This window comes from Flavobacterium chungbukense, from assembly GCF_020805785.1.
In the GTDB taxonomy this organism is placed as follows: domain Bacteria; phylum Bacteroidota; class Bacteroidia; order Flavobacteriales; family Flavobacteriaceae; genus Flavobacterium; species Flavobacterium chungbukense.
In genome coordinates this window covers 318,964-336,085 of the sequence record NZ_JAJGZV010000001.1, presented here as the reverse complement: position 1 = coordinate 336,085, position 17,122 = coordinate 318,964, and the positions used below count along the sequence as shown (strand labels likewise).

9 protein-coding genes are annotated in these 17,122 nt (G+C 35.1%); 2 read left to right on the top strand and 7 right to left on the bottom strand.

Annotated features, from left to right (window positions below; genetic code table 11):
• Positions 1 to 277: 277 nt before the first annotated feature.
• The 6 genes from LL966_RS01475 to LL966_RS01450 all read right to left on the bottom strand — a co-directional run bounded on the left by LL966_RS01475 (position 278) and on the right by LL966_RS01450 (position 13,941).
• The gene (locus tag LL966_RS01475; protein ID WP_229349513.1) at positions 278 to 4,303 is read right to left on the bottom strand and encodes a two-component regulator propeller domain-containing protein; all 4,026 of its coding nucleotides are present in this window, start codon (positions 4,301 to 4,303) and stop codon (positions 278 to 280) included.
• A 254-nt stretch (positions 4,304 to 4,557) separates the two neighbouring features.
• The gene (locus LL966_RS01470; protein WP_229349511.1) at positions 4,558 to 7,008 is read right to left on the bottom strand and encodes a glycoside hydrolase family 3 N-terminal domain-containing protein; all 2,451 of its coding nucleotides are present in this window, start codon (positions 7,006 to 7,008) and stop codon (positions 4,558 to 4,560) included.
• A gap of 137 nt (positions 7,009 to 7,145) precedes the next feature.
• Positions 7,146 to 8,033, bottom strand: a complete 888-nt coding sequence (locus LL966_RS01465) for an alpha/beta hydrolase (RefSeq protein ID WP_229349509.1) — start codon at positions 8,031 to 8,033, stop codon at positions 7,146 to 7,148.
• Between the two features lie 13 nt (positions 8,034 to 8,046).
• On the bottom strand, positions 8,047 to 9,084 hold the full coding sequence (locus LL966_RS01460) for a nucleoside hydrolase (RefSeq protein WP_229349507.1): 1,038 nt from the start codon (positions 9,082 to 9,084) through the stop codon (positions 8,047 to 8,049).
• Between the two features lie 274 nt (positions 9,085 to 9,358).
• Complete coding sequence (locus LL966_RS01455) at positions 9,359 to 11,671, bottom strand: glycoside hydrolase family 3 protein (protein WP_229349505.1); 2,313 nt, start codon at positions 11,669 to 11,671, stop codon at positions 9,359 to 9,361.
• A gap of 11 nt (positions 11,672 to 11,682) precedes the next feature.
• Complete coding sequence (locus LL966_RS01450) at positions 11,683 to 13,941, bottom strand: TonB-dependent receptor (RefSeq protein WP_229349503.1); 2,259 nt, start codon at positions 13,939 to 13,941, stop codon at positions 11,683 to 11,685.
• Between the two features lie 396 nt (positions 13,942 to 14,337).
• Here LL966_RS01450 and LL966_RS01445 point away from each other — a divergent pair, with 396 nt between their 5' ends.
• Complete coding sequence (locus LL966_RS01445) at positions 14,338 to 15,084, top strand: NUDIX hydrolase (protein ID WP_229349501.1); 747 nt, start codon at positions 14,338 to 14,340, stop codon at positions 15,082 to 15,084.
• A gap of 94 nt (positions 15,085 to 15,178) precedes the next feature.
• Here the strand turns inward: LL966_RS01445 and LL966_RS01440 are convergent, their stop codons facing one another.
• Positions 15,179 to 15,352 carry a hypothetical protein gene (locus tag LL966_RS01440; RefSeq protein WP_144218730.1) on the bottom strand — a complete coding sequence of 58 codons (174 nt, stop codon included), beginning with the start codon at positions 15,350 to 15,352 and terminating at the stop codon, positions 15,179 to 15,181.
• 362 nt (positions 15,353 to 15,714) lie between these two features.
• Between LL966_RS01440 and fumC the strand changes: the two genes are divergently transcribed.
• A complete protein-coding gene (fumC, locus tag LL966_RS01435; protein ID WP_229349499.1) occupies positions 15,715 to 17,100 on the top strand; it encodes a class II fumarate hydratase in 1,386 nt (461 codons plus the stop codon).
• The last annotated feature ends 22 nt before the right edge of the window (positions 17,101 to 17,122 follow it).

The window sequence follows — 17,122 nt, the reverse complement described above, 5'->3', positions numbered from 1 at the left end:
TTCTGTAATAACTGATTGCTATAAGTGCAAAGAAATGTTTATTTCACACTTATAAGGAGGGGTAAATTCGAAAAAAAAGGAGGTCAAAATTGTAATTAACCATTATTAGTAAGTAAATTTTATAGAGTATTTAAAAATGAGTGGGTATTTTTGCGTTTTCCATAATTATTGAAAAAACAGCATTTTTTTAGCTATAACGATTAAGCTTAGTAGAGAATTTTAATCGTTTAGACCAAAATCAAAGAAAAAATGCAATGAAAAATAATATACAATGTAACTATTTGATGATATTTAGATCTGAATTGAAGGAGCTTTTATATTTTTTGATGTATTCTGAAGGAGTCATTCCAAAAAGTTTTACAAACTGCTGTCTGAAATATTTAGGATCTTCAAAACCAACTTCTGCACTTGCCTGAGCAATATTCATTTCTTCTGTCAGCATTAGCATCGCCGCTCGTCGAATACGTAATGAACGAATAAAAGCATTTAAAGTCTGACCCGATATAATTTTGATTTTGGTATAAAGTGTTCTGTGGCTCATTCCCATTTCAAGAGCAAAAGTTCGAATCGTAAAATCTTTTTTATGGATGTTTGCTTCTACAATGTCAATACATTTTTTCAGCATCTGCTGATATTCTACAGGAACTTTCTGAGTGTTTTCTCTTAAAGTGATGCTATCTAAGAAATAAGTACGCAAATTATGTCGATTTCGAAGTAATGATTCCACACGCGCTGTTAGAATATCATCATCAAAAGGCTTGGTAATATAATCGTCTGCACCCTCGTTAATTCCCTGCAAATGCGTTTCAGGATTTTTTGACGCCGTTAGTAAAATTACTGGAATATGAGATAAAGCATTGTCTTCTTTAATTTTTCGGCATAATTCCAGACCGTCCATCTCTTCCATTGTAATATCACTAATGACAAGATCTGGCATATGTTTTTTGGTCATTTTCAACCCTTCCTCTCCATTTTCTGCACTATATACCATATAATTAGCCGAAAACAATTTGATTAGATAAGCCCTAATCTCGGCATTGTCATCAATAATTAGAACGGTACGTTTTTCAGTCAGCATAGCTTTTCTAAAATCACTCTCTGAAACTAATTTGGTTACGGCTGGTTCTTCAATTTCGTCTGGAATCAATTCATCAAACAATTGACTTCTCTGTGGTTTTTCGTCTGTTATTTCTGCATCTTCAAAATGACTGTTTCCTTTTAAAAAAGTCAATTTAAAAGCACTTCCTTTTCCTGTTTCACTGCTGCAGGTAACAGATCCTTTGTGTTTGTCTACAAAATATTTAACAATATAAAGTCCGATACCGAAACCGGTTCCAACAGAAACTTTCGAATTAATCTGTTTGAATTTTTCAAAAATAACATCAATATCTTTTTTATCGATTCCGTCTCCGCTATCGGTTATTTCAAGAAAAACTTCTTTGTCATTTTCAGTAAGCGTCAAATTGATTGCTCCACCAATTGGCGTGTATTTAAAAGCATTTGACATTAAATTAAACAATGAAATCTCTATCTTTTCATAATCCCCAATAATTATAATTTCATGATCAGGAATATCTAAATTGTACTGGATCTGTTTTTCTTTAGCCTGATTAACAAAACATTGATAAACTTCGTTAGAAAGATTATTTACGTTGATTGCTGACAATCGTAATGAATCGGCGTCATTTTCAGCCTTTCGTAACAACAATAATTGATCCACCAGACTTAAGAGTCTTCTGGCGTTTCGGTGTGCAATAGCCAAATCGCTTCCAGAAGAGCCATTTTCGACAATTTCTTTCTGAACTGCTTTTTTTAACGGATTAATAATCAGCGAAAGCGGTGTTCTAAATTCATGCGAAATGTAGGTAAACATAGACGCCTGTTTTTCGGCTATCTCTTTTTCCTTTTTACTTTCCAGTTCGGCAATTTTAACTTTATACTTTAGTTTTTCTTTGTTTCTGCTGTAATCCAGATATAGAAATAAAATACCGCCAATCGCTGCTAAATACAAGGTGTAAGCCCACCAAGTTCTGTACCACGGCGGTAAAACCGTTATAGAAACTAAACTGACTTCTTTATTCCAGCCGCCTTTAAAATTGGTTGTTTTTACTTTAAAAGTATATTTCCCTTCTGGAAGTCTTGAGTAATTTGCTTTTCGGGTTTGCCCGACATAATTCCACTGTTCGTCCCAGCCTTCTAAAAAATAAGCATAATTAATTTTATCTGAGTTGTTATAATCCAAAGCGACAAATTCTAAGGATAATGTCGTTTGATCATATTCTAAACTAACATCTTTTACCTTATCTGAATCAATATCTACTTCGGCTTTACTTTCTTCAATCAATTGATTATTCACATAAAAATCAGTTAGTAAAACAGTATTCTTTTGATTAAATCCTTTTATAGCTTCAGGATAAAAAATATTAAAACCATTAATACCGCCAAAAAGAAATTCTCCCGAAGAAAGTTTAATTCCGGCATTAAAACTAAACTGATTACTCTGAAGTCCGTCATTTAAAGAGAAATTACGGAAGGTTTTGCTCTTTTTATCGTATCGGCAGATCCCGTTATAAGTACTCATCCACAAATTTCCGTGTTGATCTTCAAGTAATCTTAAAACAGTATTGGATGGAAGTCCATCATTAATGGTCAATCTTTTAAAAGTATTTGTTTTTCTATCAAAAAGCAGCAAACCTCCCTCTTGCGTTCCGAGCCAGAGATTCTTGTCTTTATCTTCGTAAATACATCGAATAGGATTTCCAATGGCTTTTTTAGTAATTTTTCTTGTATTTTTATCAATACATAAAAGTGACGTATAATTTCCAGCCCACAATTTTCCGTCTGACGTTTCAGTCATGCATTGCAGATTATCGATACTTTTATCAAAAAGAACAAAACTATCTGTCTTTCGATCTAAGAAGTATAAAGACCCTTCATTTGTTGCACTTGCCCAGATATTGGCTTTGGAATCTTTAAACACAAACCAGATATTTTTTTCGGTTTGTTTGGTAAAAGTATTGTAACAAGAATAATGCTTTACACTATTTGTTTTTTTATTAATGCGATTAATACCGCCTGCCCAAGTCGAAATCCAGATATCATTATTATCATCGCGGATTATTCCGGTTATAAAACTGCTTGAAAGTGAAGCGCCATAATTGGTGTAGGTATTATTTTTTCTATTCCAATATTTTAATCCAGCGCCATCTGTACCTACTAAAAGATTCTTTTTTTCATCTTCACAAAAAGATAAAATAAAGTTATCAGCTGGTTCTTTTGCATTGTATCGAATGCTTTTAAAATACTTTGGCGTATCACTAAGCATACTGATTCCTCCACGAAGTGAACCAAACCATTTATTCCCTGATTTATCTTCATAAAGACTCCAAACCGAATTACTTTTTGCTAATTGTTCGTTATAAGAAAGCAGTTTATTATTATTTGGATTGAGATAAAAAATCCCACAGCCATCGGTTGTAACCCAAGTTTTTCCTTTTCTGTCTATTAAAACATCTGTTACACTGCACTTATTAGAAAAATAATTATCTGAAACAGATCCCGTTTTGGTATTTAAAAGAAATAAACCTTCATCTGTGCCTAATAAAAGATTTCCATCCGCAGAAAGCTTCATCGCTTTTACTTCGATAGAAAGCGGAAAAACTATTTTCAAATTTTTCGCTTTATAATTATAGCTGCAGACTCCAACATTTCGAACATAAATCCAGCATCCCGATTTCTCTTTATTTTCCTGAATGGCAACGGCATCATAATTAGTAATGCTAATCTTGTTTTCTAACGCATTTAGCGGAATGTGATTTCCTATAAAAGAACCATTTTGAAAAGCTAATAATCCTAATTTTTGAGAAGCCACAAGTACCAGCTCATCAGATACTGAACGCATTTGATGTATAATACCCTGAAGCAATGCTGTTTTTTTATCTAAACGTGTGTATCGGACTGGATGAAATAGTGCTTTTTTCTTATCATAAACACAGATTCCGTTAGTTCCTCCAACCCAAATATTGTTTTTAGAATCTCCTTCTACATTATAAATAGTATTGAATGACAAGGATTTTTTGTCGTTGATTCGATTTCTAAAAACTTTAAAATTATATCCGTCATATCGGTTTAAACCATCGTAAGTTCCAAACCACATATAACCTTCATTATCCTGATAAATGGTAGTGATTGAATTGTTAGACAGACCATCTGATATATCGAGAAATTTTACGGGATAATCCTGTGAATATCCAACTGGACTTAAAACCAGCGATAAGAAAAGACATAAAACAAAATTTTTCAAAATATTTTTATTATTTTATTCCTGCACAATTGTACAATTATAAGCTAATTTTAGGGAAATTTGTCAAAAAAATCAAAAAAGATAGACTTAGAAAAACTCCTTTTTATTGCAAAAAGTCATTGCAATCAAATTGTAGTATTACATCATCATTATTCACTTTAAATTGTAATAAATATTTTAAAATCTATTACAAATAAAAACCGTCCCGATTAAAAATCGGGACGGTTTTTTCTAACTAACCAAACAATAACGGATTAAGGTTTAAGCTCTGTAAACTTCGAATCTAATTCGAAAGCTTTCTTTACTTTCTCAACAGTTATTTCTTTTTCAACTGAAAAATCAGCTGTTTTTTTAATATCTAATGAAGATGCCCCAACTAAAACTTTGTAAGTTCCAGCTTCAGCAATCCAAGCACTTTTGTTTTCTAAGAAAGAAGCCAGATCTTTTGGCGACAAAGTCAAAGTTAGCGTTTGGCTTTCTCCTGGTTTCAATTCTTTTGTTTTTCCAAAAGCTTTCAATTCTTCTTTAGGTTTATCAATTGATTTTGATGGAGCCGAAAGATATAATTGTACTACTTCTTTTCCTGCTACTTTTCCTGTGTTTTTTACTGTTACAGAAACCGTTAATTTATCCTTGAAAGTTGGAGAACTTAATTTTACACCAGAATAATCAAACGTAGTATACGAACTTCCGAAACCAAATTCGTAAGAAGGTTTAATGTTGAACGTATTGAAATAACGGTATCCAACGTAAACCCCTTCTTCATAAGTTACTTCTTTTGGATTATCAACTGGAAATCCAGGGAAATTTTTAGCTGAAGGCGTATCTGAATATTTCGCTGGGAAAGTCATCGTCAATTTTCCAGAAGGATTGATTTTACCTGAAACCACATCAGCAACAGAATGTCCGCCTTCTTGACCTGGCTGCCAAGCTAATAAAATAGCATCTACTTTATCTTTCCAAGAAGCTGTTTCGATAACACCGCCAATATTTAAAATAACAACAACTTTTTTTCCTTTAGCATGAAAAGCTTTTGATATTTTATCCAGCATTTGAATTTCTTCATCAGCCATATTAAAATCATTATTAACAACTCTGTCTCCGCCTTCTCCAGAATTTCTTCCTAAAGTCACGAAAGCAATTTCAGAACTTACTGCTTTTTTAGCAATAAAAGCATCATCCATTTTTAATTCTGGAAGTCTTTCTGGCAAAGCCAAAATTCCTCTTGCTTTTCTATTCTCTAGTTCAGCAGCCACTTCTTTTTCAGCATGAGGTTTGTACAAATCAACCAATTCTTTGTCTAATTTATAACCTGCAGCAGTTAAACCTTCTAAAAGAGAAACGGTATGTTTGTTATTCACACTTCCGCTTCCTGTTCCGCCTGTAATCCAAGCGTAAGAAGTAACTCCAAATACCGAAACTTCTTTTTGTTTGTCTGCAAAAGGCAGTGCATTGTTTGTATTTTTAAGTAAAACCATTCCTTCAGCAGCAGCATTTCTGGTTACTTCAGCATTTTTAGTCAGGTTTGGTTTATCGCTGTATTTGTATTTAGCGAAAGTCGGCGTACGGAAAACATATTCTAAAATTCTTTTCACGTTTACATTTGCCACTTCTTGAGATAATTTGCCAGAATCTAAGGCAGCCAACAACGCTTTTTTCTGAACTGGAATTCCTGGCATCAATAAATCATTTCCGGCAATCATTTGTTGTACAACATCAGAATTTGAACCTTTCGAAATCGATTCAAAACCTGGAAAACCACCAAACCAATCCGTCATTACAATTCCTTTAAAACCCCATTCGTCTCTTAAAACCTGAGTTAAAAGGTCTTTTCTGTCAGACGTGTAAGTTCCGTTTAATTTGTTGTACGAAGACATTACTGTCCAAGGCTGCGATTCTTTAACCGTGATTTCAAAACCTTTTAAATACAATTCTCTAATCGCTCTTTCAGAAACATGCGCATTGATTGTCAAACGGTTGCTTTCTTCATTATTTACAGCGAAATGTTTAATTGAAGTTCCAACACCTTGCGACTGGATGCCGTTTACAATTGCCGCAGCAGTTTTTCCTGAAATTAAAGGATCTTCAGAATAATATTCGAAGTTTCTTCCGTTCAATGGATTTCTGTGGATATTCAAAGCTGGAGCTAATAAAACATCAACACCATATTCTTTTACTTCGTTACCCATTGCTTTTCCAACTTCTTCCAAAAGCGCTTTATTCCACGTTGAAGCCAAAGCCGTTCCAACTGGAAATGCCGTTGCATAATACGTTTTAGCATCATTATCTCTCGTTGGCGCGATTCTTAATCCAGCTGGACCATCTGCTACGACCGTTGCAGGAATTCCGAAACGCTCAAAAGCTGCAGTTCCTCCTGCCGCTCCTGGAACCAAACCTTGTTTAGAATCTCCAACAGGACCAGTCAGAACTTCGATTCCTGGCATTCCAGTTCCAATCAATAATTCCACTTTTTCTGCATTCGTCATTTCTTTGATAATGGCATCAATTCTTTGATTAACAGAAAGACGTGTATCTTCCCAAAGATCTAATTTCCCATTTCTGTTATAATCAGCAAATGTAAATCCTTTGATAGTCAAAAGAGGCGGATTCGTTTCGTCATTCGGAACAGTATTCCAAGACAAATTAGAAAGCACTAACGCCGTCAAAAGCGTAATTTTTCCTGTTTTTATAATTTTATGTTTCATAATATATAGTTTTTAAAGTCTTATTTTTTTCACGCTCCCGATAGCTATCGGGATTAAAAGGATTTAAGCTGATAAGCGCAGATTTTTTTAATCTAATCTGCTCAAATCTGTCTAGATCTGCGTGAAACTTTTTATTTCTAGTTTAAAAAACCTTGAAGTTTCAACCAATCTTCAAAGCGAGTTTCCCATGAATCAACAGGTAAATTTTGTTTTCCTGTTCCAAAACCATGTCCGCCTTTTGAGTACATATGAAGCTCAACGGTCTGCCCTGCTTCAAGCCATTTATTATACATTTGAATACTTCTAGGAGCCAGTTTTAATTGGTCATCGCTCGCGGCACATACAAACATTGGAATCTTTTTTTCTGGTGCCGGAACACTCAAAAGTTCCGGTCTTGGTCCGCCATAAATATTCGCTACAAAATCTGGAAGCTGTTCTGCTTTATTATCCAAAGCGGTTTCCATCGCCACCGTACTTCCTGCCGAAAACCCGATTATACCAACTTTTTTAATGTCAATGCCATATTTTGAAGCATTCGCTCTAACATAATTCAGTGCATTTTTCCCGTCTTGAGCTGCCAATTGAATAGTTGCCAAAGAGTTTTTTTCAAAAGCGGCTCTGTCTTTTAGTTTGTCCATCATTTCTCTTGCAGGATCGTTGGTTTCGGTTTTATTAAGACGGTATTTTAAAACAAAAGCAGTAATTCCTTTTTTGCTTAAAATTTCTGCTAATTCTTTTCCTTCCCTGTTGATGGATAAACTTTGGAAACCGCCACCCGGAGCAATGACAATGGCAGTTCCTGTGTTTTTAACTCCTTTTGGAACTTGGTAAACCAATAAACTTGGATCAGTCACATTGTAAACTACTTCGGTCTTAAAAAGATCCGAATACATTTGAGCTTCTTTTTGTGTCCAGTTTTCAGATCCTGGTGCTTTTCCCTGATATAATTTAATGGTTTCTTGTGCCTTCGCAGAAGTTCCTAACAGCAGAAATCCTGTCGCTAAAAATGTGTATATAATTTTCATAATAGTTTGATTTTTATTTAGTTGTTTTAAACAGTTCCAGTTTGGCAAAGAAATCTTCAAACATCAATCGGGTATCTAATTGATTGTAAACCCGAATATTTCTTCCGTCATGATTGGTTTCATAAAGTCCCTGCGAATTGATCAACGGTGAAGATTTCAAAACATAAGAACTAGAACTCGGATCTGCCTCAAATGAAGATTGCAGCGCTGTCAACAAAACCAGTGGACTGTCTCCCATAATGTAAGTTTCGCCAATATGAAGATTGAATTGCTGTACTCTTTTCATCAGACTTTCTATTTTTTCTGAAAGATATTCTCCCGTTTTTCCTTGCGGTTTTACTTTTAGCAACAATTCAGAATACGACAATAAAGTTTGGCGATAGGCATTTCTTGGAATTTGCCAAATTGGAATTTTTGAATCATTAAAAATGACTTGTCCTGCCGTAATATCAATTCCTAAATTGTATTCTAAAGAAGTGTAACCTGGCGGCGGCGTTGCTAAATCTGAATATTCAGGACCGCCAATCCAAATCAGAGTAAGACGATCTGCAATTTTGGGTTCTAGTAAATAAGCGCTTGCAATTTCTATTAATCCTGCACCACAAACTACATAAAGCGGTGTTTTTACATCGTCGCGCATTGCCTCTTTTACAATCGCTTTTGCTCCTTCCGAAATATTTGGTGTTTTAGCATCTTTCAGTTGTAAATTCGAACCTTCATAAACGGGAAAAGCATTTTGAAGTTTCATTACTTCCAGAAGTTCTTTCACTTTTTTAACCGCATTTGTAGCCGTTTCTGATGAAGAATCAAAACCATCTCCCTGTTTTAAATGTGATCCTATTATTCCTCTGATTTCTGCTGAAGGCGACAAGATTTGATGCGCCAATTGAAATAATCCGTCTGGATCTCCGCTAAAATCATTGTCGACAATAACACGCATTCTAGGCTGTATCAAATCTTTTGAAAATGAATTTTTAGATGTTGATTGGGCTTGTGAACAAATGCTTAAAAGCAAACAGAATGCAAATAGTATTTTTATATTATTTCTCATTATTTCACGCAGATTTATTATGATTTAAGCAGATTCTGCTGATTTTATAGTTTTTGCTAACATACAGTTTGTCATTTCGAACGAAGGAGACTCGAGCGATAGCGAACTGGCGAAGCAAATCTCCGTAAGTAGCTCCGATCCTAAGAGAAACCAATCTTTGTCGAGTTTCTTGCGAAGATTTCTCCTTCGTCGAAATGACAAGATTGTGTTTACTTTGTCGAAACCTAACAGGTTTTAAAAACCTGTTAGGTTTAATTCAAAATCGTACAAAAAATTACTGTTTCTTATAAACTTCTGTTCTGGCATCTTTAATAACACCTTTCCAGTTCAATCCAAAAGCAAAATCATAGATATTTCCCTCACTGTCTTTATGCGGAATCATATCATAAGGAACGTCTTCAAATTGTTTTTCAACCGTTTCCATGTTTGCCGGCATTTGTACTGGAAGCAATCCTGAAGGTTCTGTTTTTCCTGAAATAATATCTAAAACAGCTTGAGATGAAACTCCGAAATTCAGCATAATTCCGTCAACCTGTTTTTCAAATTCATTGAAAATCATAGGTTTTGAAGCCGTAACCGAAACAATAACTGGTTTTCCGTTCATCATGTCTTTGGTATCGAGAATTGTTCTCAAATCCATAGTATTGGCAACGGTAACCGTTTTGTTTTTATAAGTTCTGTCTTTAATCGTTGGATCAATTACCTGATCTCCGGCTGCGATGCTTTTTGTTCTGCCTTCGGTTGCTGTGTATGTTCCGTATTGAAGTGAAATTGGCACATAACCGTTGCTTCCGTTTTGTCTGTCTTTTAAATCATAACCGCCTTCTAAACTCTGCGGACTTGTTACAAAAACAATCGCGAAATCGGCTTTTGAAGGATCTTCGGTAACATTGTAATATTTCTTAACCAATTCTAGATTAACTGGATATTCCAGTTTTGGCTGACTCGCAACACCCCACCAGTCTTTGGTTGAAGCCGTATAGATTTTCGGAATAAAAACCGTTTTCTTTTCCTTTACAGGCAAAACCGCAGCTTTGTTTTTCAACAACACAACCGATTTCAATTGTGCATCATAACCTGCTTTCATAAACTCAGGATTTCCGACAACCGCTTTTGTTTCCTCAACATTTAAATATGGATTTTCGAAAAGCCCAACTCTAAAAATGTTTTTTAATAAACGAACTGCTGATCTTTCAAAACGCGCTCTCATAAAAGATTCTCCAAATTCTTTGATTCCCATTTCATAAGCAGCCAAAACGGGTTTCTTATCGTTGTTCCCGCCAAACTGATCGACTCCCGCAATAATCGCTTTGTAATGCCTTTGATCAATTGAAAGATTCTCAACTCCCCAAGGTTTTCCAGCGAATAAATTTGGTGTTTTTCCTTCGTCTCCTGTTACTAACCAATCGGTACAAACTACACCGTCGTAACCGTATTTATCTCTTAATAAATCAGTAATGATATATTTGCTGTAACCGTTGGCTACATTTTCATTGTATTTTTTATCCTGATCAAAAGTAATCGTGTAATAAGGCATTACCGCCGAAGCTTTACTGGTTTTTCCTTTCAATTTGAAAGCACCATTAATAAACGGATCAATATGCTGCTGCAGATTATTTCCTGGATAAACCGCAAATTTCCCGTACGCCCAGTGCCCGTCGCGTCCGCCTTCTTCAGCACCGCCACTTGGCCAATGTTTTACCATGGCATTTACACTTTTATAACCCCAGCCGTCTTTGATTTCGTCTTTTCCGTATGATGTTTGAAATCCGTCAATGTAAGCTCTTCCCATATCTCTGGTTAAAGCTGGGCTTTCGCCAAAAGTCATCGAAATTCTGTACCATCTTGGCTCAGAACCCAAATCGATTTGAGGAGACAAAGCCGTTGCAATTCCTAACGCACGGTATTCTTTTGCGGCAATTTGTCCAAACTGTTCTACAATTTTTGGGTCAAATGTGGATGCCATTCCTAATCCGTCAGGCCACATTGAGATTGTTCCTCCTGCTCCAGCGTTAAACTCAGAAGTTACATTTGCCGTATGACGCGGATCTGTACTGGTATTACTCGGAATTCCAAGTCCAATTCCTTCAACAAAAGCCTGCATATTATTATTCCATACAGCAGCCGTTTCGGGACTTTGTACACTTGTAATCAAAACGTGACGGAGATTATCTTCTTTCAAAAACGCTTTCTGCTGATCGGTTAAATCGGAAGCTTTTGCATTACTTTCTGGAAATACTTTTCCGTTATACGTTCCTGCATTATAACCCGAAACTCCTGCCGGCAAAGCCTGATGGCGGCTGTAAAGCATTAATCCTGCAATTTGTTCTACCGACATTTTTGAAGCCAAATCTTTCGCTCTTTCATCTGCCGAAAGGCGCCAATCTTCGTATTTGTCCAGATTTCCGTTTTTGTTTAAATCTTTAAATTTCTTTCCGCCAACGGTTAGAATTTTGATGCCAGATTCGGGAGAATATCCCAAATCTGCACCTTTGTTATTTTTTACAATCGTAAAGTTTCCTTGCTGCGCCTGCATGGTAACGCTTAGAAAAAAAGCGAAACCGGCAGTTATAACTGTTTTTTTCATCGAAATAAAATTTAGAATCTGAAATTAAGAGAAGCTTCTAAAGTGAAAGGTCTGATGTAAGAACCAACCAAAAGCTGATCATAATAAGCCGAAGCATCTGTAATTAACTCTGCTCCATTGATAGTTCCTTTTGCTCCTGTTTGATTTAAGAAGTTTACAGCAGTCAAGCCAATATCAAAATGATCGTTTATTTTATAATTTACTCCTCCAAATGTTTCCCATCTTGGAGCAAAGTATAATGCATTGGTTTGGTTGGCATATTGTTTACTGAAATAACGGAAACTTGTCCAGAATTTGAAATCTTTATACGTATAACTAGGGTCAATTTCCATCAATACTTTAGAGATTTCCAAAACGTTTTTATCGTTATAAGAATAGCTGTTTCCAAAAGCATTAAAGTTGTAGTTTTTGTAAACAGGATCTTGAAACGTAATTAAATAATGCAGGTTAAATCCTTTGAATGGTGAAGCTACAATATCTGTTGTCCAGCCCAAAGTCTGAATATCGTAGAAAACCGTCGCCACTTCTGACTGACTTGCATTGGATGGATTTACTAAATTTAATCTTGCCTGATAATTGTTTCGTGTTAAGTACGTTGCCTGAGATACAACACTGAATTTTTCATGATTGAAATACAATCCAAAAGCTCCTAAAGGACTTTTAGTTTTTGCCATATTAGGCACAGCAGCTCCAGAATAACTTTCTAACTGTCCGTTTTTTTCTGTATAAGTAAAGTCCGCAAGAATTCCGGCTCTTTTGGTTACTTTATAAACCGCATTGATAGAACCTCCTAAATGAAACCAATTGTTATCAAAATAGGTTTTCTGACTTGGATCAAATACTAAATCTGGTGTTCTTGGTGTCAGGTAATAATCTCCTTTTAATTTGTGGTATCTTAAATTTACACCATAAGCTAAACTTAAACGATCGTTAACCGTCCAGTTATCAGAGAAATATCCAGATAATTTGTTTTCAAAACCATTGTGATATTCACCACCAACATTGTAATTGTAAAATCCGTCAGCGTCTGTGTTTGAAGTGCCGCCTGGAGTATTACGAACTAATTTGTCAGGATTTGCACTTACTGTTTGGTTAAAGAATGATCTGCTTGATGTGAAGTCATCTACTTGATAATAGTATTCTGTGATACCAAATCTCCATTTGTGTTTTTCTACATTTTTTGTGATTTCAAATCGAGATAAAGCCGTTTTTGTAGGCGTTCCGTCAGTGTATAATCCCAACATTGAGTTTACATTCCCAACATAAGCATTTTCAGTTGATTTGTAGGTAAAATTATCAGCAGCGGTAGCTTGAAAAATTCCAAGTGGAATCGCAATTAACTGAGAAGCTTCTGCATAACGAAAACGAGTGGAGAAATTGAATTTCCAGTCATTTGCCAGATCATAATTCCCTAAGATGTCAAAAGTGTGAGAAGTCGATGCTGCATCACTTCCTCCCATATCGGCAAATTTAGTTTCGCCAGTCATAATGTCTTTAAATTTCATGATTCCGTCATTAACGATATACGAATCACGTCCGATTTTAAAGTCATTATATTCCTCTACTTTTCCGCCTTCTTTATATCTAAAAACAGCATAATTTGTCAAAGAAGCCGAGTTAGCATATTTGTATAAAAAGCTTATTTGTCCTTTTCCGTTATTAAATTTTTTCGTTAAGCCTGCTCTGTAAATCTGCGTTCGGTCTGAATACTTAGCAAACTTTAAATCGAAAGAATTCGGATCAAAATTGGCATAAGCGCCCATTGTATACGACCATCCTTTTGCTAGTGGACCAGAAACATTTAGGTCGCCTTTCATCCATCCGAAACTTGAACCTGAAAAATTCCCCACGACTTCCAGTTTATCTGTTCCGAGTTTGGTATAAGAATTAACGGCAAAACCTAAATCTCCGGTTGTAATAGCAGCTTCTCCAATTTTTAATAATCCAGTGCGCCCTAAACTTGTGCTTTGTCTCCAAGTACGGTTTGGCAGTTCTGGCCAGAAATAATAAACTACTGGCAAATCATTTTCTTGAATGGTAATTCCTCCAACTGTCGAAGGTAAACCAATATTTACATCGCGCGGGCCAGTATTGTTGGCCGCATTCAGCATTACATTTCTATTTTTTTCTTCTTTAGTATCTGATTCTACAATTTTGGTTATTTTTTTAATTGAGTCTGTAGTTCTCTGCTGCTTGTTTTCTTCTTGCGAAAAAGCCTCAAAAGCTGGAAAAAAAGCCAGACAGATTGTGGAAATAATTAATTTTTTCATGAGTAGTTTAAGTTAGGTTTTCATTATGAAATTTTCATTGCTTCATAATGAAGCAATATTAAATACTATTTTTCATATCAACAAATAATTGATGTTATAATTTTTAATATCGCATTAAAACACAGCTATAAATTCCATAAAAACAACAAATAAGAATATCTGCCTGAATTGTCAAATTCACACTTAAATTTTACTACCTCGTTTGCGTAAAGTCCTGTAATTATTGAAAAAAAGATGTTCTAAATAATGAATTCATCAAATTGAAAAGAAGTTGGCTAAAAATAAAATATCACCTTTTACGATTATTTTGTGACGGAATTAAAAATGTCAGAAAAAAGAGAAACAATTTGACTCATACCTATTAAAAAGTTTAAATTTGAAACTAATTGAACTCTCATGGAATTTAAAAAACTACTCGAAAAACGTTCTGAAGAGTCTTGGAAAAGGTTTATTCCAACGCTTTCTATTGACTGTGTGATATTCAGTTTTCACGAAAATGAACTTCAGGTTTTGCTTTTAAAATTAAGAGACCGTGAAGAATGGGGACTTCCTGGAGGTTACGTAGAAAAGATCGAAAATGTAGACGATGCGGCAATTCGCATCTTAAAAGACAGAACTGGAACAGAAAATATTTACTTACAGCAGTTTTATACCTTCGGAAACTTAAACCGTTCAGAGTTTGCTTTTGAAAAGTATGCCGATAATATGTGGCACAAACAGCGTTTTGTTTCTATTGGATATTATGCTTTGGCAGAACACTCTCATGTAAATCTTTTTGTTGATGAATTTTCGAGTGCGGTTAAATGGCATTCTATAGAAAATCTTCCTGAATTTATGATGGATCACAGGATTATTTTTGATAAAGCTTTAATTACACTTCGAGAACAATTGAACAATCATCCAATTGGTTATAACCTTCTTCCTGAGAAATTTACAATGCCTGAACTTCAAAAATTATATGAAGGTATTTTGGGTAAAAAACTCAATAGAGGAAATTTTTATCGAAAAATTCTGCGTTATGATATCTTGACAAAATTGGATGAATCAAGAAAAGGTGGTGCACATAAAGCGCCTGATTTGTATAGCTTTGATTTAGAAAAATATAATAGCGCTTTAAAAGAAGGATTGAAAGGAAACTGGTAAAATTACCTCTCCCTATAGTAATCAAGTTTGTCACATTCTAAAAAAAAAAAGGACTCGTATAAACGGGTCCTTTTCTTATGACATCAATCTAAAATTAAATAGATTGTTCTTCTTGTCTTCTTTTAGCTCTCTTTTCTTTGAAAAGCTCCCAGCTAGCTCCAGTAACCCAATAAGATACGAAACCAACCAAGAAAAACATTAACCAAAATCCTATAGTAAGAATGGTTAAGAAAAGTAAAAAGCCTAAGTACTGTGAAAATTCAAACATGTTTTCCGGAATTTTTGAATGTTAGGACAAATGTAGGCTATATATTTTTTTTCAGCAATAAAATCTAAATCATTTTTCGTTAAATAACATTTATCCGTATATTTATACTCATTTTAAATAAGGATTTTTTCCGAATATTATTCAACTGTCTAAATTAGAAGAATATGAGTATTTTAAGGAGCTGAAACCTGCTGTCCACTATATTCCCGATAAAGAAAAACTACGGCTAAAAAGCCTTGTTTTCTAAATCGGGAGATGCCGTTCCCATCAGGGCTAGGGCACTCATTTTCACAAGAAGCTTCAATTTTAAATTTCACAAATAACATTTCACATTTTTCAAATAACATTTTACAAACAAAAAAATGAAATACAGAATAGAAAAAGACACCATGGGCGAAGTTCAAGTCCCAGCCGATAAATATTGGGGTGCACAAACAGAACGTTCTAGAAATAATTTTAAAATCGGACCATCAGGTTCTATGCCAAAAGAAATTATTGAAGGTTTTGCTTATTTAAAAAAAGCTGCTGCATATGCCAATTACGATTTAGGTGTTTTACCAATAGAAAAAAGAGATGCAATTGCAGCGGTCTGTAATGAAATTCTAGAAGGAAAACTAGACGATCAATTTCCTCTCGTAATTTGGCAGACTGGCTCAGGAACACAAAGCAACATGAATGTTAACGAAGTAATTGCAAATCGCGCACAAGTGCTTAAAGGTTTCGAAATTGGCGAAGGCGAGCAATTCATCAAAGCAAACGACGACGTTAATAAATCGCAATCTTCAAATGATACTTTTCCAACTGGAATGCATATTGCGGCTTACAAAATGGTGGTTGAAACTACAATTCCGGGAATCGAAAAACTGCATGCTACTTTAGTAAAAAAAGCTGCTGAATTTAAAGAAGTGGTTAAAATTGGTCGTACCCACCTTATGGACGCAACACCATTAACACTGGGACAAGAAATTTCGGGCTACGCTTCTCAATTAGCATTCGGATTAAAAGCCTTAAAAAATACTTTAGCGCATTTATCTGAAATCGCTCTTGGCGGAACTGCAGTTGGAACTGGACTAAACACACCAAAAGGATACGACGTAAAAGTTGCCGAATATATTGCGCAATTCACCAATCATCCGTTTATAACAGCTGAAAACAAATTTGAAGCACTTGCGGCACACGATGCTATTGTAGAAACACATGGCGCATTAAAACAATTAGCCGTTTCATTAAACAAAATTGCAAATGATATAAGAATGTTAGCTTCTGGACCTCGTTCTGGAATCGGTGAAATTCATATTCCTGAAAACGAACCAGGTTCTTCTATTATGCCAGGAAAAGTAAACCCAACGCAGTGCGAAGCTTTGACAATGGTTTGCGCTCAAGTAATTGGAAACGATATGGCAATTGCTGTTGGCGGTATGCAAGGACATTATGAATTGAATGTTTTCAAACCAGTAATGGCCGCAAACTTTTTACAATCAGCACAATTATTGGGCGATGCTTGCGTCTCATTTGACGAACATTGCGCACAAGGAATCGAGCCAAACTACAAGCGCATTAAAGAATTGGTTGATAATTCACTAATGTTGGTAACTGCTTTAAATACCAAAATTGGTTATTATAAGGCCGCAGAAATTGCTCAAACCGCTCATAAAAATGGAACTACACTTAAAGAAGAAGCAGTCCGCCTCGGTTATGTTACACCAGAAGATTTTGATGCTTGGGTGAAGCCTGAGGATATGGTGTAAATTTAATTTTTAATTTTTAATT

Coding starts and splice junctions, on each gene's coding strand:
- LL966_RS01470 (WP_229349511.1), bottom strand. CDS start 7,008: ATGAAACATAAAATTATAAAAACAGGAAAAATTACGCTTTTGACGGCG.
- LL966_RS01465 (WP_229349509.1), bottom strand. CDS start 8,033: ATGAAAATTATATACACATTTTTAGCGACAGGATTTCTGCTGTTAGGA.
- LL966_RS01460 (WP_229349507.1), bottom strand. CDS start 9,084: ATGAGAAATAATATAAAAATACTATTTGCATTCTGTTTGCTTTTAAGC.
- LL966_RS01455 (WP_229349505.1), bottom strand. CDS start 11,671: ATGAAAAAAACAGTTATAACTGCCGGTTTCGCTTTTTTTCTAAGCGTT.
- LL966_RS01450 (WP_229349503.1), bottom strand. CDS start 13,941: ATGAAAAAATTAATTATTTCCACAATCTGTCTGGCTTTTTTTCCAGCT.
- LL966_RS01445 (WP_229349501.1), top strand. CDS start 14,338: ATGGAATTTAAAAAACTACTCGAAAAACGTTCTGAAGAGTCTTGGAAA.
- LL966_RS01440 (WP_144218730.1), bottom strand. CDS start 15,352: ATGTTTGAATTTTCACAGTACTTAGGCTTTTTACTTTTCTTAACCATT.
- fumC (WP_229349499.1), top strand. CDS start 15,715: ATGAAATACAGAATAGAAAAAGACACCATGGGCGAAGTTCAAGTCCCA.